At 55.6% G+C, this 21,284-nt stretch carries 19 protein-coding genes, 2 tRNA genes and 2 rRNA genes; 14 read left to right on the top strand and 9 right to left on the bottom strand.

The window, feature by feature from the left end; translation table 11 throughout:
• The 4 genes from BN3796_RS00960 to BN3796_RS00945 form a co-directional block, all read left to right on the top strand.
• A 23S ribosomal RNA gene (locus tag BN3796_RS00960) occupies positions 1 to 248 on the top strand; the annotation flags it as partial.
• A 64-nt stretch (positions 249 to 312) separates the two neighbouring features.
• Positions 313 to 428: ribosomal RNA gene (rrf, locus tag BN3796_RS00955) — 5S ribosomal RNA — on the top strand.
• 55 nt (positions 429 to 483) lie between these two features.
• A tRNA-Asp gene (locus tag BN3796_RS00950) sits at positions 484 to 560 on the top strand.
• Between the two features lie 8 nt (positions 561 to 568).
• A tRNA-Trp gene (locus BN3796_RS00945) sits at positions 569 to 644 on the top strand.
• Positions 645 to 736: 92 nt separating this feature from the next.
• Here the strand turns inward: BN3796_RS00945 and hdfR are convergent.
• A complete protein-coding gene (gene hdfR / locus BN3796_RS00940) occupies positions 737 to 1,588 on the bottom strand; it encodes an HTH-type transcriptional regulator HdfR (RefSeq protein WP_407681200.1) in 852 nt (283 codons plus the stop codon).
• A gap of 88 nt (positions 1,589 to 1,676) precedes the next feature.
• Here hdfR and maoP point away from each other — a divergent pair, with 88 nt between their 5' ends.
• Complete coding sequence (maoP, locus tag BN3796_RS00935; protein ID WP_061706596.1) at positions 1,677 to 2,015, top strand: macrodomain Ori organization protein MaoP; 339 nt, start codon at positions 1,677 to 1,679, stop codon at positions 2,013 to 2,015.
• A gap of 27 nt (positions 2,016 to 2,042) precedes the next feature.
• Here the strand turns inward: maoP and BN3796_RS00930 are convergent, their stop codons facing one another.
• Positions 2,043 to 3,563 carry a YifB family Mg chelatase-like AAA ATPase gene (locus BN3796_RS00930; protein WP_061706595.1) on the bottom strand — a complete coding sequence of 507 codons (1,521 nt, stop codon included), beginning with the start codon at positions 3,561 to 3,563 and terminating at the stop codon, positions 2,043 to 2,045.
• Between the two features lie 342 nt (positions 3,564 to 3,905).
• Here BN3796_RS00930 and ilvL point away from each other — a divergent pair, with 342 nt between their 5' ends.
• From ilvL to ilvA, 7 genes are all read left to right on the top strand, one after another.
• Positions 3,906 to 4,004: an ilv operon leader peptide gene (ilvL, locus tag BN3796_RS19740; RefSeq protein WP_001311244.1), complete on the top strand. Its 99-nt coding sequence runs from the start codon at positions 3,906 to 3,908 to the stop codon at positions 4,002 to 4,004.
• Between the two features lie 86 nt (positions 4,005 to 4,090).
• Positions 4,091 to 4,141: a peptide IlvX gene (gene ilvX, locus BN3796_RS20625; RefSeq protein WP_148381721.1), complete on the top strand. Its 51-nt coding sequence runs from the start codon at positions 4,091 to 4,093 to the stop codon at positions 4,139 to 4,141.
• Between the two features lie 2 nt (positions 4,142 to 4,143).
• A complete protein-coding gene (ilvG, locus tag BN3796_RS00925; RefSeq protein ID WP_061706594.1) occupies positions 4,144 to 5,790 on the top strand; it encodes an acetolactate synthase 2 catalytic subunit in 1,647 nt (548 codons plus the stop codon).
• Positions 5,787 to 6,050, top strand: a complete 264-nt coding sequence (ilvM, locus tag BN3796_RS00920) for an acetolactate synthase 2 small subunit (RefSeq protein ID WP_061706593.1) — start codon at positions 5,787 to 5,789, stop codon at positions 6,048 to 6,050. Before ilvG ends, ilvM begins: the two co-directional genes overlap by 4 nt.
• Positions 6,051 to 6,068: 18 nt before the next feature.
• On the top strand, positions 6,069 to 6,998 hold the full coding sequence (gene ilvE, locus BN3796_RS00915; protein ID WP_061706592.1) for a branched-chain-amino-acid transaminase: 930 nt from the start codon (positions 6,069 to 6,071) through the stop codon (positions 6,996 to 6,998).
• Positions 6,999 to 7,058: 60 nt separating this feature from the next.
• A complete protein-coding gene (gene ilvD, locus BN3796_RS00910; protein ID WP_061706591.1) occupies positions 7,059 to 8,909 on the top strand; it encodes a dihydroxy-acid dehydratase in 1,851 nt (616 codons plus the stop codon).
• A gap of 2 nt (positions 8,910 to 8,911) precedes the next feature.
• Entirely contained in the window at positions 8,912 to 10,456 is a 1,545-nt protein-coding gene (gene ilvA / locus BN3796_RS00905; RefSeq protein WP_061706590.1) for a threonine ammonia-lyase, biosynthetic, read from the top strand.
• 97 nt (positions 10,457 to 10,553) lie between these two features.
• Here ilvA and ilvY read toward each other — a convergent pair whose 3' ends face one another.
• Positions 10,554 to 11,444, bottom strand: coding sequence for an HTH-type transcriptional activator IlvY (ilvY, locus tag BN3796_RS00900; RefSeq protein WP_061706598.1), 891 nt, complete (start codon positions 11,442 to 11,444; stop codon positions 10,554 to 10,556).
• A gap of 162 nt (positions 11,445 to 11,606) precedes the next feature.
• On the opposite strand from ilvY, the gene ilvC reads away from it, so the two are divergent.
• On the top strand, positions 11,607 to 13,082 hold the full coding sequence (gene ilvC / locus BN3796_RS00895; RefSeq protein ID WP_061706589.1) for a ketol-acid reductoisomerase: 1,476 nt from the start codon (positions 11,607 to 11,609) through the stop codon (positions 13,080 to 13,082).
• A 161-nt stretch (positions 13,083 to 13,243) separates the two neighbouring features.
• Here ilvC and ppiC read toward each other — a convergent pair whose 3' ends face one another.
• Positions 13,244 to 13,525, bottom strand: a complete 282-nt coding sequence (gene ppiC / locus BN3796_RS00890) for a peptidylprolyl isomerase PpiC (protein ID WP_001140251.1) — start codon at positions 13,523 to 13,525, stop codon at positions 13,244 to 13,246.
• An 86-nt stretch (positions 13,526 to 13,611) separates the two neighbouring features.
• Between ppiC and rep the strand changes: the two genes are divergently transcribed.
• Positions 13,612 to 15,633, top strand: coding sequence for a DNA helicase Rep (gene rep, locus BN3796_RS00885; RefSeq protein WP_061706588.1), 2,022 nt, complete (start codon positions 13,612 to 13,614; stop codon positions 15,631 to 15,633).
• A 3-nt stretch (positions 15,634 to 15,636) separates the two neighbouring features.
• Here the strand turns inward: rep and BN3796_RS00880 are convergent, their stop codons facing one another.
• From BN3796_RS00880 to rhlB, 5 genes are all read right to left on the bottom strand, one after another.
• Positions 15,637 to 16,359 carry a DUF554 domain-containing protein gene (locus BN3796_RS00880; protein WP_061706587.1) on the bottom strand — a complete coding sequence of 241 codons (723 nt, stop codon included), beginning with the start codon at positions 16,357 to 16,359 and terminating at the stop codon, positions 15,637 to 15,639.
• Positions 16,360 to 16,424: 65 nt separating this feature from the next.
• The gene (locus BN3796_RS00875) at positions 16,425 to 17,423 is read right to left on the bottom strand and encodes an amidohydrolase family protein (protein ID WP_061706586.1); all 999 of its coding nucleotides are present in this window, start codon (positions 17,421 to 17,423) and stop codon (positions 16,425 to 16,427) included.
• Between the two features lie 124 nt (positions 17,424 to 17,547).
• A complete protein-coding gene (locus BN3796_RS00870; RefSeq protein WP_061706585.1) occupies positions 17,548 to 18,453 on the bottom strand; it encodes a LysR family transcriptional regulator in 906 nt (301 codons plus the stop codon).
• Positions 18,454 to 18,471: 18 nt separating this feature from the next.
• The gene (gene gppA, locus BN3796_RS00865; RefSeq protein ID WP_061706584.1) at positions 18,472 to 19,983 is read right to left on the bottom strand and encodes a guanosine-5'-triphosphate,3'-diphosphate diphosphatase; all 1,512 of its coding nucleotides are present in this window, start codon (positions 19,981 to 19,983) and stop codon (positions 18,472 to 18,474) included.
• An 8-nt stretch (positions 19,984 to 19,991) separates the two neighbouring features.
• Positions 19,992 to 21,257 (bottom strand): ATP-dependent RNA helicase RhlB, encoded by a 1,266-nt coding sequence (rhlB, locus tag BN3796_RS00860; protein ID WP_061706583.1) that lies wholly within the window; start codon positions 21,255 to 21,257, stop codon positions 19,992 to 19,994.
• Between the last annotated feature and the right edge of the window lie 27 nt (positions 21,258 to 21,284).

Here is a 21,284-nt window from a genome sequence, read left to right as displayed (position 1 = left end):
ACGAGAGGACCGGAGTGGACGCATCACTGGTGTTCGGGTTGTCATGCCAATGGCACTGCCCGGTAGCTAAATGCGGAAGAGATAAGTGCTGAAAGCATCTAAGCACGAAACTTGCCCCGAGATGAGTCTTCCCTGAGACTTCGAGTCTCCTGAAGGAACGTTAAAGACGATGACGTTGATAGGCCGGGTGTGTAAGCGCAGCGATGCGTTGAGCTAACCGGTACTAATGAACCGTGAGGCTTAACCTTACAACGCCGAAGATGTTTTGGCGTGAGAGACCGATTTTCAGCCTGATACAGATAACAGAATTTGCCTGGCGGCTTTAGCACGGTGGTCCCACCTGACCCCATGCCGAACTCAGAAGTGAAACGCCGCAGCGCCGATGGTAGTGTGGGGACTCCCCATGCGAGAGTAGGGAACTGCCAGGCATCAAATTAAGCAGTAAACCGGGGCATTAAACCGGTGTGTAAAGAAGTATTCGGTGGAGCGGTAGTTCAGTCGGTTAGAATACCTGCCTGTCACGCAGGGGGTCGCGGGTTCGAGTCCCGTCCGTTCCGCCACCCTATTTAGGGGCGTAGTTCAATTGGTAGAGCACCGGTCTCCAAAACCGGGTGTTGGGAGTTCGAGTCTCTCCGCCCCTGCCAGAAAGAGAAAAATCCTTTGCTTCGGCAAAGGATTTTTTTTGTCTGTAAGATACCCTTTCGTTTTTATCTGTCTGCATCCATGCAATTTTGTATCATTCCATTACATTGATTTTTAAAACATCTTTTATCTGTTCCTGTTTATCGCTGTTCTGCAGCCAGATCGCATAGAGCGGTCTTTGCAGCGTAGCCGAATCAGTCACGGTATGTAATTCACCCTTTTTATTGGCCCAATTCATCGGCAGCCAGGTGCAACCCTTGAGAGAAGAGAGCTGCTGGCAGGCGATCTCTGCAGAACTGGTTGTCAGAACCGGCACGTCGTCAGCGGCAATCAAACCCGCCTCATGCTGATGAAAATCAGGACCCCATTCCAGACGTAAATAGCTCAGCTCGGCTTTCGTTCTGGCCGGTTCCGAGGCGTAAAGCGCAAGGCTGAATTGCCCCAAGACCTGGCTGCTGAACTCATCCATTTTCGGCGCCTCCGTCGTGATCAGCAGATCCAGCTGGCGCTCATGCAGCTGCTTAACCAGTGATTGCCGCTGTGCAATTCGTGCTTCAAATTGCAGATACCCGTGTGAACGATACAGCCGGCTGAGCCAGGCGCTCAGCATACACTCCCACAGAGAGGCGCTTGCACCGATTGAAAATTCATTATGCCGGGAGGTCTGCGCCACCTCCTTACGCGCTGTTTGCCAGGTGCTCATCAACGTTTCTGCATATGGCAGAAGCTTTTCACCGGCAGGTGTCAGACGTATGTTATTCCGGTGGCGAGTAAAGAGATTTACGCCGAGTTGGTTCTCCAGCTGACGAATACGAAAACTCACCGCTGACTGCGTCAGGTAGAGCGCTTCCGCGGCACGCCCGAAGTGGCGTGTTCTGCTCACTTCAAGGAAGGTTTTTAACAATTCCGTATCCACATCTCTCTCCGCAAATTTATTTGTCGTTATGATTTAAATGTTTTGTTTTACTCTCTGTCAAGCGTAACTAATACTCCGCGCCATAAATAGCTCGGCCAAAGAATTAGGAGCGTGTAGGATGGCGGAAAGCTTTACGACGACTAATCGATTTTTCGACAATAAACATTATCCACGTGGGTTCTCTCGTCACGGCGATTTCACCATTAAAGAGGCGCAACTGTTAGAGCGCCATGGTTATGCCTTTAACGAGCTGGATCTGGGCAAACGCGAACCGGCAACTGAAGACGAAAAGGCTTTCGTTGCTGTTTGCCGCGGTGAACGTGAGCCAGTCACTGAAGCGGAACGTGTATGGAGTAAGTACATGTCCCGTATCAAGCGTCCGAAGCGTTTTCACACCCTTTCTGGCGGTAAGCCACAGGTAGAAGGTGCTGAAGATTACACCGATTCAGACGATTAATGATGAAAGGGGCTTCGGCCCCTTTTTTCATGCCAGCAATTTTTGTAAGTGCAGTAAAAGTCGATCGATGGCCCGGTAGCTCAGTGCCTCCTGTAAATGGCTCCGTGTAATCAAGTCGCACGCTTCCAGATCGGCAATTGTGCGTGAAACTTTCAGCAACCGCTGCCAGGCCCTTACCGAAAGGCCAAACCGTGTCAGTGTCTCCTCCAGCCAGCGCGCATCTGCCTCTTCAAGTTCGCAAAACTGACGGATTTCCGCGTTTTCGAGCCTGCTATTAAGTTTTTCCTGACGGGCATACTGCCGGGCCTGTGCGGCGATCACTCTCGCCCTGACGGTAGCTGTACATTCACCCCGCCTATTTGTCTGACTAAGAAATCCCTGAGGCAGAAGCGGAATTTCAATGGATAGATCAAAGCGGTCGAGAAAGGGGCCAGAAAGACGTCCGAGATAGCGCAACGTCTGTTCAGGCGTACAGCGGTTATGATTGCCCTGATAATGGCCTGTGGGGCTGGGATTCATCGCCGCCACGAGCTGAAAGCGTGCCGGGTAGCTGATTTTAGCCCGCGTACGCGAGATATGGATTTGCCCGGATTCTATGGGTTCCCTGAGCGCATCCAGAACACGACGTTCAAACTCGGGTAATTCATCCAGAAATAAAATACCGTTATGGGCAAGGGAGATCTCCCCCGGCGCAGGAATAGCGCCGCCGCCAACCATTGCGTTCAGGGAAGCGCTGTGATGAGGGGCGCGAAAGGGTCTCTGTCGCCATTGGGTATAGAGGGAAGTAGCGTTAACCAGGCTCAGGATCGCTGCGCTTTCCAGCGCCTCATGATTGGTCAGGGGCGGCAGCAGGCCATTCAAACGGCTGGCCAGCATCGTTTTGCCTGTGCCTGGCGGGCCTATCAACAACAGGTTGTGCCCACCCGCCGCCGTAATCTCCAGTGCCCGCTTTCCCTGCTCCTGTCCGATAATATCACTTAAGTCATCCCTGCTTTCTGTATAAACAGCCGGATTGTCCTCAGGTTCTGCCAGGAGGTGTTTCCCTTCGAGAAAAGCGCAGACCTCCTGTAAATGACCAGCTATCAGACATCCCTTATCTTCTATAAGACTTACCTCAGCACCATTATCACTGGCAACAATAATTTCGCGTCCCGCCTTCAGGGCCTCCAGCGCGCCCGATATCGCCCCGGGAACCCCTCTCAGTGCGCCTGTGAGCGCCAGTTCGCCGATAAACTCGTACGAGCTAAGCCTCGGGCTGTTTAGCTGCTCAGACGCGACGAGAAGCGCGATAGCGATAGGTAAATCATATCGCCCTCCCTCTTTAGGCAGATCGGCAGGCGCCAGGTTAATGGTGATCTTCCTGGCAGGGAAGGTATAACCGCTATTGATGATAGCGCTGCGGACACGGTCTCTGGCTTCCTTAACCGTGGTCTCCGGAAGCCCGACCAGCGTCAGCCCCGGCAGGCCATTACTGAGATGAACCTCAACGGTAATAAGGGGTGCCTTAACTCCTAATGCGGCGCGTGTGTAAACAACCGACAATGACATATGACTCCTCCTGAGGCTGCGACTATGCCATTCTCTTTGCCGTTTTTTTAATGTGATTTGTTAGCATTACGAGGCAGTTTCCTCTCTTTTCGCAGCATAATGTAAGTCTTACATTTTTTCGGAACCAGGCTCGCAATCCCCTGATTCACGTTTTATCGGTCGCCCTTGTGCATAAAAAAATGAAAATTATTCATTTTTAATTTTTAGCCTTATAAAACAATCGTTTTAGTTAAATCCATTCGCCTGCTAAGTAAGTGCGTCATAAAAAAATCTTGTGCTTGCTTTGATATCTGTGATAACTCTTTAGGCATTCCTTCGAACAAGATGCAAAAAGAACTGAAAATGACAGCCCTTCTACGAGTGATTAGCCTGGTCGTGATTAGCGTGGTGGTGATTATTATCCCACCGTGCGGGGCTGCACTTGGACGAGGAAAGGCTTAAAAATCAGGCCTTAACGAACTAAGACCCCCGCACCGAAAGGTCCGGGGGTTTTTTTATGACTAAAAAATAATAATGAGGAGCAGAGAATGAGTAATAGCACAAAATTCTGTTTCTCCCGATTTATGACGGGGAACTAACTATGAACGGGGCACAGTGGGTAGTACATGCGTTGCGGGCGCAGGGAGTCGAAACAGTATTCGGTTATCCAGGCGGCGCAATTATGCCGATTTACGATGCATTGTATGACGGCGGCGTTGAACACCTCCTGTGCCGACACGAGCAGGGCGCAGCGATGGCGGCCATCGGCTACGCGCGTGCGACGGGCAGGACCGGTGTCTGTATGGCCACCTCCGGACCGGGTGCGACTAACCTCATTACCGGCCTGGCTGATGCCCTGCTTGATTCTGTTCCTGTGGTGGCGATTACCGGTCAGGTCGCCGCGCCATTTATCGGTACGGATGCGTTTCAGGAGGTGGATGTCCTCGGGTTATCGCTGGCCTGCACCAAGCACAGCTTTCTGGTGCAGTCCATCGAAGAGCTGCCACGCGTTATGGCGGAAGCTTTTCAGGTCGCCAGCTCAGGCCGCCCCGGTCCGGTACTGGTCGATATCCCGAAAGATATCCAGTTAGCCCAGGGCGATCTGGAACCCCATTTCTCCACTGTAGAAAATGAAGACGCTTTCCCGCATGAGGCGGTTGAAGAGGCACGCCGGATGCTGGCGCAGGCGCAGAAACCGGTACTTTATGCAGGCGGTGGCGTTGGCATGGCGCAGGCGGTACCGGCGCTGCGTACATTCCTTGCGACAACGGTGATGCCGGCGGTCTGTACGCTGAAAGGACTGGGCGCGGTAGAGGCAGATTTTCCTTACTATCTGGGCATGCTGGGGATGCACGGCACCAAAGCGGCTAACCTGGCGGTGCAGGAGTGCGATCTGCTTATCGCCGTTGGCGCACGTTTTGACGACCGCGTGACCGGCAGGCTGAATACCTTCGCCCCCAACGCCAACGTGATCCATATGGATATCGACCCGGCGGAAATGAACAAACTGCGCCAGGCGCATGTGGCATTGCAGGGCGATCTGAACGCGCTGCTGCCTGCGTTACAACAGCCATTGCACATTGATGAGTGGCGTTCGCATACCACCGGCATGCGTGCCGACTATGCCTGGCGTTATGACCATCCGGGGGAGGGAATCTACGCGCCGTTGTTATTAAAGCAGCTCTCGGATCGTAAACCAGCAGACTGCGTCGTTACCACCGACGTGGGCCAGCACCAGATGTGGTCAGCCCAGCACATGACCTACACCCGCCCGGAAAACTTCATCACCTCCAGTGGGCTGGGGACCATGGGTTTTGGCCTGCCAGCCGCCGTTGGCGCACAGGTTGCCCGTCCGAACGATACCGTGATCTGTATCTCCGGCGACGGCTCTTTCATGATGAATGTCCAGGAGCTCGGCACCGTTAAGCGTAAACAGTTACCGCTGAAAATCGTCTTGCTCGATAACCAGCGTTTAGGGATGGTTCGCCAGTGGCAGCAACTCTTTTTCGAGGAGCGCTACAGCGAAACCACCCTGACCGATAACCCCGATTTCCTCGTTCTGGCCAGTGCCTTCGGCATCCCGGGCCAGCACATCACTCGTAAAGACCAGGTTGAAGCGGCTCTCGACGCCATGCTGTCAAGCGAAGGGCCTTACCTGCTTCATGTCTCAATCGATGAACTTGAGAACGTCTGGCCGTTGGTGCCTCCCGGTGCCAGTAATGCCCAAATGATGGAGAAATTATCATGATGCAACATCAGGTCGCCGTTCAGGCTCGCTTCAACCCGGAAACGCTGGAGCGCGTATTACGCGTGGTCCGTCATCGCGGCTTTCAAATTTGTTCCATGAATATGGAAACCGCTGCCGATGCGCAGAACATAAATATCGCGCTGACCGTTGCCAGCCCGCGGTCAGTGGACTTACTGTTTAGTCAGTTAAGCAAGCTGGTGGATGTCGCCCACGTCGCCATCTGTCAGAGCACCACAACATCACAACAAATCCGCGCTTAAGCGTGACAGGAAGAAAAAATGACAACAAAAAAAGCTGATTACATCTGGTTCAATGGCGAGATGGTTCGTTGGGAAGAGGCTAAAGTCCACGTGATGTCCCACGCGCTGCACTACGGTACCTCCGTTTTTGAAGGTATCCGCTGCTACGACTCTCACAAAGGACCGGTGGTGTTCCGCCATCGCGAACATATGCAGCGTCTGCATGACTCAGCCAAAATTTATCGTTTCCCGGTTTCCCAGAGCGTGGATGAACTGATGGAAGCGTGTCGCGACGTGCTGCGCAAAAACAACCTTACCAGCGCCTATATTCGTCCGCTGGTCTTTGTTGGCGACGTCGGTATGGGGGTCAACCCGCCAGAAGGCTATACCACCGATGTGATCATTGCCGCGTTCCCGTGGGGCGCTTACCTGGGCGCGGAAGCGCTGGATCAGGGGATCGACGCAATGGTCTCTTCCTGGAACCGCGTCGCGCCAAACACCATTCCGACCGCCGCAAAAGCGGGCGGTAACTATCTCTCCTCCCTGCTGGTGGGTAGCGAAGCGCGCCGTCACGGCTATCAGGAAGGGATCGCGCTGGATGTGAATGGTTACCTCTCCGAAGGGGCGGGCGAAAACCTGTTTGAAGTAAAAGATGGCGTGCTCTTTACCCCGCCGTTTACCTCCTCCGCGCTGCCGGGCATCACCCGCGACGCGATCATCAAACTGGCGAAAGACCTCGGTATCGAAGTGCGCGAGCAGGTGCTCTCCCGTGAGTCCCTTTACCTGGCGGATGAAGTGTTCATGTCCGGCACTGCGGCAGAAATCACGCCGGTGCGTAGCGTAGATGGTATTCAGGTGGGCGCAGGCCGTTGTGGCCCGGTGACCAAGCGTATACAGCAAGCCTTCTTTGGCCTCTTTACTGGCGAAACAGAAGATAAATACGGCTGGCTGGATCAGGTTAATCAATAAATAAAAGATGGGACGGCACGCACCGTCCCATTTATCAGACAGAGACTGGGAGTAAAAAGCATGCCTAAGTACCGTTCCGCCACCACGACACACGGCCGCAATATGGCGGGCGCCCGCGCACTGTGGCGCGCAACCGGAATGACCGATGCCGATTTCGGCAAACCGATTATCGCTGTGGTCAACTCCTTTACCCAGTTCGTGCCGGGACACGTGCACCTGCGCGATCTTGGCAAGCTGGTTGCCGAGCAAATCGAAGCCAGCGGCGGTGTGGCGAAAGAGTTCAATACCATTGCGGTGGATGACGGTATCGCGATGGGGCACGGGGGCATGCTCTACTCCCTGCCGTCACGTGAGCTGATCGCCGACTCGGTAGAGTATATGGTCAACGCCCACTGCGCTGACGCGATGGTCTGTATCTCCAACTGCGACAAAATCACCCCGGGGATGCTGATGGCCTCCCTGCGCCTGAACATTCCGGTGATCTTCGTCTCCGGCGGTCCGATGGAAGCGGGTAAGACAAAGCTTTCCGACAAAATTATCAAGCTCGACCTGGTCGATGCGATGATTCAGGGGGCGGACCCGAAAGTCTCCGACGAGCAGAGCGACCAGGTTGAACGTTCCGCCTGCCCGACCTGTGGCTCCTGTTCCGGTATGTTCACCGCCAACTCCATGAACTGCCTGACCGAAGCGCTGGGCCTTTCTCAGCCGGGCAACGGTTCGCTGCTGGCGACCCATGCCGATCGTAAGCAGCTGTTCCTGAATGCTGGTAAACGCATCGTGGAGCTGACCAAACGCTATTATGAGCAGGATGACGAAAGCGCCTTGCCGCGCAATATCGCCAGTAAAGCGGCGTTCGAAAACGCGATGACTCTGGATATCGCCATGGGCGGCTCTACCAACACCGTTCTGCACCTGCTGGCGGCCGCGCAGGAAGCGGAAATCGACTTCACCATGAGCGATATCGACAAGCTCTCCCGCAAAGTGCCGCAGCTGTGTAAAGTCGCCCCGAGTACCCAGAAATACCATATGGAAGATGTCCACCGTGCGGGGGGCGTTATTGGTATTCTCGGCGAGCTGGATCGCGCCGGGCTGTTAAATCGTGACGTGAAAAACGTGCTCGGCCTGACGCTGCCGGAGTCGCTGGACAGATACGACGTCATGCTGACCAAAGACGACGCGGTGAAAAATATGTACCGCGCCGGGCCAGCAGGCATTCGTACCACCCAGGCATTCTCGCAGGATTGCCGCTGGGAGACGCTGGATGATGACCGCGCTGAAGGCTGCATCCGCTCGCTGGAACACGCTTACAGCAAAGATGGCGGTCTGGCCGTGCTGTACGGTAACTTCGCGGAAAACGGCTGTATCGTGAAAACGGCGGGCGTGGATGACAGCATTCTGAAATTCACCGGTCCGGCAAAAGTCTATGAGAGTCAGGAGGCCGCGGTAGACGCCATTCTCGGCGGCAAAGTGGTGGAAGGCGACGTGGTGGTTATTCGCTACGAAGGGCCGAAAGGCGGCCCGGGGATGCAGGAGATGCTCTACCCGACCACCTTCCTGAAATCGATGGGCCTCGGTAAAGCCTGTGCGCTGATCACCGATGGTCGTTTCTCTGGCGGCACGTCAGGCCTCTCCATCGGCCACGTCTCTCCGGAAGCGGCAAGCGGCGGCAATATTGCCATTATCGAAGATGGCGATCTGATTGAAATCGACATTCCGAATCGCGGCATTCAGCTGAAGCTGAGCGACCAGGAGATCGCTGCCCGTCGTGAAGCTCAGGAAGCGCGCGGCGATAAAGCCTGGACGCCGAAAGATCGTCAGCGTGAAGTCTCCTTCGCCCTGCGTGCCTACGCGAGTCTGGCGACCAGTGCGGACAAAGGCGCCGTGCGCGACAAGTCCAAACTGGGAGGCTAATCATGGCCGAATCGCAACCCTTATCCGCCGCCCCCGATGGGGCGGAATATCTTCGGGCGATACTGCGTGCGCCGGTCTATGAAGCGGTACAGGTTACGCCGCTGCAAAAGATGGAAAAACTCTCCTCGCGCCTCGATAACGTCATCCTGGTGAAGCGTGAAGACCGGCAGCCCGTCCACAGCTTTAAGCTGCGTGGCGCCTACGCGATGATGTCGGGACTGAGCGACGCGCAAAAAGCGCGCGGCGTTATTACCGCCTCGGCGGGTAACCACGCGCAGGGGGTGGCCTTTTCCGCTGCGCGGCTCGGCCTGAAGGCGCTGATTGTTATGCCGGTCGCCACCGCTGATATCAAAGTGGATGCGGTGCGCGGCTTCGGCGGCGAAGTGCTGCTTCACGGCGCCAATTTCGATGAAGCAAAAGCGAAGGCGATTGAGCTGGCGCAGCAGCAGGGTTTCACCTGGGTGCCACCGTTCGACCATCCGATGGTTATTGCCGGACAGGGGACGCTGGCGCTGGAGCTGTTGCAGCAGGACGCCCATCTTGACCGCGTCTTTGTGCCGGTCGGCGGCGGCGGGCTGGCGGCGGGCGTGGCGGTGTTGATCAAACAGCTGATGCCGCAGATCAAAGTGATCGCGGTGGAAGCGGAAGATTCAGCCTGTCTGAAGGCGGCGCTGGATGCGGGACAGCCGGTGGATCTGCCACGCGTCGGGCTGTTTGCCGAAGGGGTGGCGGTGAAACGCATCGGCGATGAAACCTTCCGTCTCTGCGAAGCCTGTCTGGATGACATTATCACCGTGGACAGCGACGCCATCTGTGCGGCGATGAAAGATCTGTTTGAAGATGTGCGTGCGGTGGCAGAACCGTCCGGCGCGCTGGCGCTGGCGGGAATGAAGAAATATATCGTACAGCACAACATTCGCGGCGAGCGTCTGGCGCACGTGCTTTCGGGAGCTAACGTGAACTTCCACGGCCTGCGCTACGTTTCCGAGCGCTGCGAGCTGGGGGAACAGCGTGAAGCCCTGCTGGCTGTCACCATTCCGGAAGAGAAGGGCAGCTTCCTCAAGTTCTGCCAGCTGCTCGGCGGCCGTTCGGTGACGGAGTTTAACTACCGTTTTGCCGATGCGAAAGATGCCTGCATTTTTGTCGGTGTGCGTTTAAGCCGCGGACTGGAGGAGCGCAAAGAGTTCCTGAGCCTGCTGCGCGAGGGCGGTTACAGCGTGGTGGATCTCTCCGACGACGAAATGGCGAAGCTACACGTGCGCTATATGGTCGGCGGACGGCCTTCCAAACCGTTACAGGAGCGTCTCTACAGCTTTGAATTCCCGGAATCACCGGGTGCGTTGCTGAAGTTTCTCTATACGCTCGGCACTCACTGGAATATTTCCCTGTTCCACTATCGCAGCCACGGCACCGACTATGGCCGTGTGCTGGCAGCGTTCGAGCTGGGCGAGCATGAGCCGGATTTCGAAACCCGGCTGAACGAGTTGGGCTATGAGTGTCATGACGAAACCCATAACCCGGCGTTCCGGTTCTTCCTGGCGGGTTAAATGGTTCGGGAAAATGCCTGATGGCGCAGCGCTTATCAGGCCTACGTTCTAAGGGTTGAACTGCGTGTAGGCCGGGTAAGCGCAGCGCCACCCGGCTTTAGTGGTTGGGCAATATCTTCCAGAACGCATCAATAAGCGGCTCATGCAGCCGCTTTTTTTGTGCGCACACGCCAAGCTCGAACGGCGTTTTCTCGTCGCTGCGCTCCAGAATCATCACGCGATTGCGCACCGGCTCCGGGCTGTTTTCCAGCACCACTTCCGGCAGCAGCGCTACGCCGCAGCCGAGCGCTACCATCGACACCATCGCCTCATGGCCGCCGACCGTGGCGTAAATCAACGGGTTACTGATTTTCTGACGGCGGAACCACAGCTCGATGCGGCGGCGTACCGGTCCCTGATCGGCCATGATAAACGGCACCGTGGACCAGTCCGGTTTCTCTACCGATACCTGGTTACGCACCGGGCAGGGCAGCGCCGGGGCAATCAGCACCACCGCCAGATTCTCCAGGATCGAGAACGCCACCGCACCCGGCAGGGTTTCGGGCTTCCCGGCAATGGCGAGATCCGCTTCGCCCGTGACCACTTTTTCCATCGCGTCGGCGGCATCGCCGGTAGTGAGCTTAATTTCAACCGAAGGATGTTCCGCGCGGAAGCGGTCGAGGATGGGGGGCAGATGGCTGTAGGCGGCGGTGACGGAGCAGAAAATATGCAGCTCGCCGGAAAGCGACGGCCCCTGCTGGTCGATGGTGTGCCGCAGCTGCTGATACTGCAACAAGGTTTGCTGGGCAAAGATGCGCAGCTCTTCACCTGCTTCCGTGAGGGTGACGGTGCGGTTATCGCGCACGAAAAGCGGCTGGCCGAGGTCTTCCTCCAGGCGCTGGATCTGGCGCGACAGCGTGGAAGGGCTGACGTGCATCGCCCTGGCGCTGCGGCCAAAGTGGCGGCTTTCCGCCAGATGCAGGAACATTTTCAGATCGCGTAAATCCACCGATTCCACTCCCTCTTTTTACATTGCAAAAATTGCAATGTGACGTTGTGAATATATCAATTTCCGCAATAAATTTCCTGTTGTAATGTGGGTACATTCTCGCAAATCAAATTTGCGAACCGAACAATAAGCACGACAACACAACATCACGAGGTATCACCCATGGCTAACTACTTTAATACACTGAACCTGCGCCAGCAGCTGGCGCAGCTGGGCAAATGCCGCTTTATGGGCCGCGAGGAATTTGCTGATGGCGCGAGCTACCTTCAGGGTAAAAAAGTGGTTATCGTTGGCTGTGGCGCACAGGGTCTGAACCAGGGCCTGAACATGCGCGACTCCGGTCTGGATATCTCCTACGCCCTGCGTAAAGAGGCGATTGCCGAGAAGCGCGCTTCCTGGCGTAAAGCGACCGAAAACGGCTTTAAAGTGGGTACCTACGAAGAGCTGATCCCGCAGGCGGATCTGGTGGTTAACCTGACTCCGGACAAGCAGCACTCTGACGTTGTGCGTTCCGTACAGCCGCTGATGAAAGACGGTGCGGCGCTGGGTTACTCCCACGGCTTCAACATCGTTGAAGTGGGAGAGCAGATCCGTAAAGACATCACCGTCGTGATGGTGGCGCCGAAATGCCCGGGTACGGAAGTGCGTGAAGAGTACAAGCGTGGTTTCGGCGTACCGACGCTTATCGCGGTTCACCCGGAAAATGATCCGAAAGGCGAAGGGATGGCGATTGCCAAAGCATGGGCAGCCGCCACCGGCGGTCACCGTGCGGGCGTGCTGGAATCCTCTTTTGTCGCGGAAGTGAAATCTGACCTGATGGGCGAGCAGACCATCCTGTGCGGTATGCTGCAGGCGGGCTCTCTGCTCTGCTTCGACAAGCTGGTGGAAGAAGGCACTGACCCGGCCTACGCCGAGAAACTGATTCAGTTCGGCTGGGAAACCATCACCGAAGCGCTGAAGCAGGGCGGCATTACGCTGATGATGGACCGTCTCTCCAATCCGGCGAAACTGCGTGCTTATGCGCTCTCTGAACAGCTGAAAGAGATCATGGCGCCGCTGTTCCAGAAACATATGGATGACATCATCTCTGGCGAATTTTCTTCCGGCATGATGGCGGACTGGGCGAATGACGACAAGAAACTGCTGACCTGGCGTGAAGAGACCGGTAAAACCGCGTTTGAGACCGCGCCGCAGTATGAGGGCAAAATCAGCGAGCAGGAGTATTTCGACAAGGGCGTACTGATGATCGCGATGGTGAAAGCGGGCGTTGAGCTGGCATTTGAAACCATGGTTGATTCCGGCATCATCGAAGAGTCCGCTTACTACGAATCGCTGCATGAACTGCCGCTGATTGCCAACACCATCGCCCGTAAGCGTCTTTACGAGATGAACGTGGTTATCTCCGATACCGCTGAGTACGGCAACTACCTCTTCTCTTATGCCTGCGTACCGCTGCTGAAGCCGTTTATGGCGGAAATCCAGCCGGGCGATCTGGGCAAAGCGATTGTGGAAGGTGCGGTAGACAACGCGCAGCTGCGCGATGTGAACGACGCAATTCGTAGCCACGCTATTGAGCAGGTAGGCCAGAAACTGCGCGGCTACATGACCGATATGAAGCGTATCGCGGTAGCGGGTTAATACCCTCGTCGGGTGGCGCTTCGCTTACCCGACCTACCAAACGTTAAGACGTAGGCCGGGTAAGGCGCAGCCGCCACCCGGCTTTTTTGCATTTTGTAGGCCGGATAAAGCGCAGCCGCCATCCGGCAAAGCCCGGAGCTTTGGCTCCCCCGGGTTTGTTATCAGTTACGGTACAGCACTTTAATGATGTGATAGCCGAACTGCGTATGCAGTGGGCCAGTCGGCTCCAGTACCGGGCAGGAGAAAACCACTTTGTCGAACGCCGGTACCATCTGCCCCTGGCGGAACTCGCCCAGGTCGCCGCCGCGTTTACCTGACGGGCAGATAGAGTGTTTTTTCGCCAGTTTGCCGAAGTCGGCGCCGTTTTTAATCTGCTCCAGAAGATCTAACGCCAGTTTCTCTTCTTTAACAAGGATATGCAGTGCTGCTGCCGTTTTTGCCATGATCGTACCTTGAGTGGGGTGGTTGAGGCTGGCTATACTACCACGCTCTAAATTCCCCCTCCCGACTTTCATTGAGTGACCTGCTTATGCGTTTAAACCCCGGACAACAACACGCCGTCGAATTTGTCACCGGACCTTGCCTGGTGCTGGCGGGGGCGGGATCCGGCAAAACGCGCGTGATCACCAATAAAATCGCCCACCTGATCCGCGGCTGCGGCTATCAGGCACGGCATATCGCCGCGGTAACCTTTACCAACAAGGCGGCGCGGGAGATGAAAGAGCGTGTGGCGCAAACGCTGGGGCGTAAAGAGGCGCGCGGCCTGATGATCTCCACCTTCCATACCCTGGGGCTGGATATCATTAAGCGCGAATACGCGGCGCTGGGGATGAAATCTAACTTTTCGCTGTTTGACGATACCGATCAGGTTGCGCTGCTGAAAGAGCTGACCGAAGGGCTGATCGAAGACGACAAGACGCTGCTGCAACAGCTGATCTCGACGATCTCTAACTGGAAAAACGATCTGCTGACGCCCGCGCAGGCGGCGGCTGCGGCGAAAGGTGAGCGCGATCGGATCTTCGCCCACTGCTATGGTCTGTATGATGCGCATATGAAAGCGTGCAACGTACTGGATTTTGACGATCTGATCCTGCTGCCGACCCTGCTGCTGCAGCGTAACGCTGAGGTGCGGGAACGCTGGCAGAACAAGATCCGCTACCTGCTGGTGGACGAATATCAGGATACCAACACCAGCCAGTACGAACTGGTAAAGCTGCTGGTAGGGCAGCGCGCGCGATTCACCGTGGTAGGGGATGACGATCAGTCCATCTACTCCTGGCGCGGCGCACGTCCGCAGAACCTGGTGCTGCTGAGCAAGGATTTCCCGGCGCTGCAGGTGATCAAGCTGGAGCAGAACTATCGCTCCTCAGGGCGCATCCTGAAAGCGGCCAATATCCTGATCGCCAATAACCCGCACGTTTTTGAAAAGCGCCTCTTTTCCGAGCTGGGCTACGGCACGGAACTGAAAGTACTCAGCGCCAACAACGAGGATCATGAGGCCGAGCGGGTTACCGGGGAGCTTATCGCCCACCATTTCGTCAATAAAACTGCCTATAAAGATTACGCTATTCTCTATCGCGGTAATCATCAGTCGCGTGTTTTTGAAAAGATGCTGATGCAGAACCGCATTCCGTACAAAATTTCCGGCGGGACCTCCTTCTTCTCGCGTCCCGAAATTAAGGATCTGCTCGCCTATCTGCGCGTGCTGACCAACCCGGACGACGACAGCGCCTTCCTGCGCATCGTTAATACGCCGAAGCGTGAGATTGGCCCCGCCACCCTCCAAAAGCTGGGTGAATGGGCGATGACCCGTAATAAAAGCCTCTTTACCGCCAGTTTTGATATGGGGCTAAGCCAGACGCTGAGCGGGCGCGGCTATGAGTCGCTCACCCGTTTCACCCACTGGCTGGGGGAGATCCAGCGTCTTGCCGAGCGCGAGCCGGTGGTAGCGGTACGCGATCTGATCCGCGGTATCGACTATGAATCCTGGCTCTATGAAACCTCCGCCAGCCCGAAGGCGGCGGAGATGCGCATGAAAAACGTTAACCAGCTCTTCAGCTGGATGACCGAGATGCTGGAAGGATCAGAGATTGATGAGCCGATGACGCTCACCCAGGTGGTCACCCGCTTTACCCTGCGCGATATGATGGAGCGCGGCGAAAGCGAAGAAGAGGCAGATCAGGTGCAGCTCATGACGCTTCATGCCTCGAAGGGGCTGGAGTTTCCTTACGTCTATCTGGTGGGAATGGAAGAGGGATTACTGCCTCACCAGAGCAGCATCGATGAAGATAATGTCGATGAGGAGCGCCGTCTGGCCTATGTAGGCATCACCCGCGCCCAGAAGGAGCTGACCTTTACGCTATGCAAAGAGCGACGTCAGTATGGCGAGCTGGTGCGTCCGGAGCCGAGCCGCTTTCTGCTGGAGCTGCCGCAGGACGATCTCATCTGGGAGCAGGAGCGAAAGGTCATTACGCCTGAAGAGAGGATGCAAAAAGGGCAGGCCAACATCGCCAATATCCGGGCGATGATGGCGAAAGCGAAGAAAGCGTAACTATCAGGCGATAAAGTGTTGCCAGCATGCTGAGAAGGGCATCACCAGAACGAGCGCCGGTAGCATGTTCGCCGTAGGAAACGCGCGGATGCCACACAGGCGAAACCCGGTTGCCAGCATGATAATGCCGCCGCAGGCGGTGAAGTCAGCGATCATGGAAGGGCTGATCATCGCCATAATAAAGCCAGCGGCGACAAAGAGAATGGCAAATACGATCAGCTGCGGTACAAAGATCACGGCGATAATGTAACCTAACGCGGAGGCGAAGATAGCCGCGGTAAAGAAATCGAGAATCGATTTGGTAAACAGGATGGTGGCGTCGCCCGTCATACCCTCCGTTAAGGCGCCAAAGATACCGGTGCCGCTGGCGCAAAACAGAATCAGGACCGCAATAAACTGGTTAATAAAATCCTCCGCATCCATGACGGCGCTCTCTTTAGCCGGAAAGATTCGCTCAATCGGGACGCGGAGCCTGGCACCTATTTTCTCGATCCGCTTTTCAATATTTAGCAGACCGCCAATAATCGTCCCGACAATAATTGCCAGCGCAATCGGGGGTAAATTTATCAGTTTGTTAAGGAAGAATACCCCCATGCTGATTGAAATTAGCCCGGCAATTAGCGGTAATGTCTTTTTAAAATGATCCGGGATATAACGGTTAAGGGAGGCTCCACATAGTGCCCCGGCTAATAATGAGCCACTGCAAACAAAAATACCTACCGGCATGGCATTTTCTCCTTGTGCTAAAAAAGAAAAGGGCCTGATGACAGGCCCTCGTAATAAAAAAGCAATTAATCAATATGGAAGACGCGGCTGGCGTTACCCCAGGCGATTTTATTTTTCAGTTCGGTCTCCAGCTCCAGCGGATCGAACCAGTCGCATGCCTGATGGATATCTTCATAAGGATAATCAACCGAGAACATCACGCGGTCCGGGCCCATAATATCAATCGCATTCTGTAAAGAATAGGTATTGAAATGGCCGCTGGTGGTCACGATGAAGTTATTCTGCAGATAATGCATCAGCGGTTTTTCCGCTTTACCCAGACCAATGCCGAAGCGCTGGCGATAAAGACGGTGCTGGGTACGCGGCAACATATGCACCAGGCCTTCACCCAGATGACCCAACACGATGTTGAGGTCAGGGTAACGGTCAAACAAACCGCTCATCATCAGGCGGATAGCGTGAACGGCGGTTTCCTGCGCAAAACCCCAGGCGGAACCAATCAGGCTTTCATAGCCGGTGTAAATGCCGCGCGCCGGGCCTTCCAGCGGTTCACGCGGATGCAGGTAAACCGGCACCTTCAGCTCATTCACTTTATCCCAGAAAACCAGCATGGATTCATCGTCCAGATAGAGGCCATGCTCATTATCTTTAATATTGGTATAGCCGTTAATTAATGCCCCTTTCATGCCCAGTTTTTTCACCGCACGCTCCAGTTCATCCGCTGCGGCTTCAGGATTTTGCAGCGCCAGCGTAGCAAAGGCGCTGAATTTATCCGGGTTAGGCTTAACGTAATTTTCAATAATATAATCGTTAGTCTCGCGGGCAAAAGTTACCGCTTTAGCTTTATCCAGAATAGACTGTGCACCCGGGGAGGTCAGAGAAAGAATAACGTGATCGATATTCCTTTGCGCCATTTCATCAAGCTGATAGCTGCGATCCAATAAGCGGCGCTCAACATCTTTCATATATTCTGAGCCGTTTCTTGCGGCTTCGCCGGTAGAATCCCACAGGCTGTTATTTGCGGGTGTGGATACATGTTCTTCTAGAGCGATTTTACCACGCATAATTTATTCCTCTGCTTTGTTCATTCACGAGAATCGATGAGAGGAGAATAGAGCGTTTAATAAGCGGCCAGCAATATCGGGATCTTTATAGTGACTATCGGGAAAACGAATAGAAGGTTGCTCTTCAGCTATAGTCTGCGCTCACGGCCGCGACCAGCGAGCGTAGCCAGACATGGCCCGGATCACGATGCAGACGCTGATGCCAGATCTGGCGAATGGCGATGTCCGGCAGTCCAAAGGGTAACGGCCAGCAGCGGCAGGGATAGCGCTTGCTGATATAGTGCGCCAGTTGCTCAGGCACCACCGCTACCCGATCGCTGTCGGCAATGAGTTCGCCGATGCCGAGAAAGCTGGGAAGGGTAAGGGCAATATGCCGGGGCATACCATATTCATGAAGCCATTTATCGATATCGCCATGTCCGGTTCCGTTGACATGGATCGCCAGATGTTTTTCTTCCCGCCAGTGGGTCGTGGTAAAAGCCTCGTGAATACGCGGGTGATTTTCCGCCGCCAGGCAAACGAAGGACTGGTTAAACAGGCGCTGCTGGTAGACGTTATCCGGCAGTTGCATCAGATAGCCAACGGCTAAATCGCATTTCCCGGATTCGAGCGCCCCCAGCGTTTGCTCATCAATATTCAGAATGGAGAAGGTGATGCCTTCCGCATTCTGCTGCTGCAGCTGTTTTTGCAGCGAGGGCAGGAGGGTCATCTGGCTGATGTCGGTCATGCCGAGCGTAAAATTTCGCCTGCTGGTTTGCGGAACAAATTCAGGATTAGCAGGCAGCTCGTTATCTGCCAGTTGCAGAATGGCGAAGACCGTATGGGCAATCGTATCGGCGCGAGGAGTGGGCGACATACGTTGTCCAACCCGGACAAAAAGCGGATCGTCAAAATAGTCGCGCAGCTTTTTCAGAAGCTGACTGCCGGTCGGCTGGCTGATGTTCAGCGCGTCGGCCGCCGGTGAGACGTTTCCCAGTCTGTAGAGCGCAGAGAAAAAACGCAGCGACTTAAAATCCAGCTCTTCCCGCATGGCGACTCCTTGCGACACTTATCCTGCGATGCTGGCCTCAGATTTATCGTTATACCGTAAAGGCCAGTGAACATAGCTTTGCCACTGGCTTTCCTGCACGATTAACTCTTTCCCTAACGGATGGGTCTCCAGCCAGCCATCAGGCAGGGTTAACGCCAGGCTCTCCTCTTCGGCCTGCAACATGACTTGCGGCAGAAGATCGTCGCGACGACGGCTGGCAAAGAGGATCGCCAGGCGCAGCAGGCGACAGAGGTGCTCCGCCACGCGCGGCGGCACCGCATTCTGCTGGTGGAGGGACGAGAGATCGACCGGGTTGGTCTGATTGAGCAGTAGCGTGGCTAACAGATTTTTCTGTGCCGGGGTAAAGCCGGGCAGATCCAGGTTACGCACCAGATAGGCGGCGTGCTGAGGCGCCTGTTTGAAATCAACGCTCAGGCCAATTTCATGCAGCTGACAGGCGCTTACCAGCAGTTCGCGGCCGACTGGCTCCAGTTTCCAGGCTTTTTCCGCCTGGTTAAACAAGGCGAGGGCCAGGTTTGCCACGCGGTTGGCCTGCTCGGTATCCACCATAAACCGACGCTGGATGTTACGTAGCGTGCGGCTGCGAATGTCGTGATCGACCGCCAGATGCAGCATGCCATAGACCAGCCCTTCGCGAAGCGCGCCGCCAGCCAGCGTCATGCCGCTGATGTTTAGCTCGGTAAAGATAGCGATCAGGATCGCCAGCCCGCTCGGGAATACCAGCGCCCGTTCAAGCGTCAGCCCCTCGATTTCAAGCTCTTCCAGACGCCCGCACTGAATGGCGCACTGCTTCAGCTGCTGGAGCTTGGCAAGGGTGATACGTTCATCCATCCCCTGCGCCATCATGATCTCCTGCAGCGCCTGTACGGTGCCGGAGGCGCCGACGCAGACCTTCCACCCGTGATAACGCAACGCCTCGATTACTGGACGCAGCACGTCGCGGGCCGCCTTTTCCGCCTCGTCAAAATTTTCCTGCGCGAGATGGCGGTCTGAGAAGTAGCGTTCCAGCCAGGTAACGCAGCCTATCGAGAGGCTGAACAGCGAGGTTGCCTGCGCGCCGGTGCCGGTAATCAGCTCCGTGCTGGCGCCGCCGATATCGACGACCAGGCGGCGATCGTCCCCGCCGGTTGTATGGGCAACGCCCTGATAAATCAGGCGGGCCTCTTCTTCACCGGAGATGACCTGTACCGGACAGCCGAGAATTGCCTCCGCTTTGGCAAGAAACTCCTTCGCGTTTACCGCCAGACGCAGCGTGGCGGTAGCCACAACACGGGTCTGACTGTGAGGAATATCCTGCAGGCGTTCGGCAAAGAGGCGCAGGCATTGCCAGCCGCGCTCCATCGCATCCCGGGAGAGGATGTTGTCGTGGCTCAGGCCCGCGGCGAGGCGGACCTTACGTTTGATGCGCGTGAGGGTTTGTATGCTTCCCGCCACCTCGCGCACAACCAGCATATGAAAACTATTTGAACCTAGATCAATAGCTGCATAGAGCGAGGGCGTGGTGCGCATAACATTTTTTAACCTGAACGACGACGATTACGCGGTGCGCCGGTACGGCGCGGACCGTTACCGGAGCGGGCGCGGGTCAGGCGCTTCGGCGGCGGCAGTTCGCTCAACAGAGCGTCCGGGTTATATTTGCTGACCGGGATCGAGTGCGCGATATAGGTCTCAATCGCCGGCAGGTTCAGCGCATACTCTTCACAGGCGAGGCTGATGGAGTGGCCGCTGGCCCCCGCGCGACCGGTACGGCCAATGCGGTGAACGTAATCTTCGCAATCGTCCGGCAGATCGTAGTTAAACACGTGGGTGACGGCAGGGATATGCAGACCGCGCGCAGCCACGTCTGTTGCCACCAGAATGTCTAAATCGCCGCGGGTAAACTCATCCAGAATGCGCAGGCGTTTCTTTTGCGCCACGTCGCCCGTCAGCAGGCCGACACGGTGCCCATCCGCAGCCAGATGGCCCCAGATATCTTCACAGCGGTGCTTGGTGTTAGCGAAGATGATCGCACGATCCGGCCACTCTTCTTCAATGAGCGTTTGCAGCAGACGCATTTTTTCTTCGTTAGACGGATAGAAAAGTTCTTCTTTAATGCGGTGGCCCGTTTTCTGTTCCGGCTCCACTTCGACATATTCGGCGTTGTTCATCTGTTCAAACGCCAGTTCGCGCACGCGATAAGAGAGCGTAGCGGAGAAGAGCATGTTCAGGCGCTGGGCAGCAGGCGGCATGCGGCGGAACAGCCAGCGGATATCTTTGATAAAGCCGAGATCGTACATGCGATCGGCTTCGTCCAGCACCACTACCTGAATGGCGCCGAGGTTAATATGGTTCTGCTTGGCGTAGTCAATCAGGCGACCGGTGGTGCCAATAAGAATATCGACGCCGCTTTCCAGCACCTTGAGCTGTTTATCGTAGCCGTCGCCGCCGTAGGCCAGACCAATCTTAAGCCCGGTGGACTCGGCGAGCGGTTCTGCATCCGCATGAATCTGCACCGCCAGTTCTCGCGTCGGAGCCATAATTAGCGCGCGCGGTTGGTTAACTTTTCGGTCAGCAATTGCGGGATGAGAGAGTAAATAATGAAACGTTGACGTCAAAAACGCCATCGTTTTGCCAGTACCGGTTTGCGCCTGCCCTGCAACATCGCGGCCTGCCAGGGTTAATGGCAGTGCGAGAGCCTGAATGGGCGTGCAGTTATGAAACCCTTTCTTTTCAAGGGCTTCGATGACTTTAGGGTGCAGGGCGAAGTCGGAAAACTTCTGTTCTGTTAAATGTGTTTTGCTCATAGTGTGGTAGAATATCAGCTTACTATT

This window comes from Pseudenterobacter timonensis (assembly GCF_900021175.1).
Classification (GTDB): Bacteria; Pseudomonadota; Gammaproteobacteria; order Enterobacterales; family Enterobacteriaceae; genus Enterobacter; species Enterobacter timonensis.
This window is presented reverse-complemented; position numbering and strand designations above follow the sequence as displayed.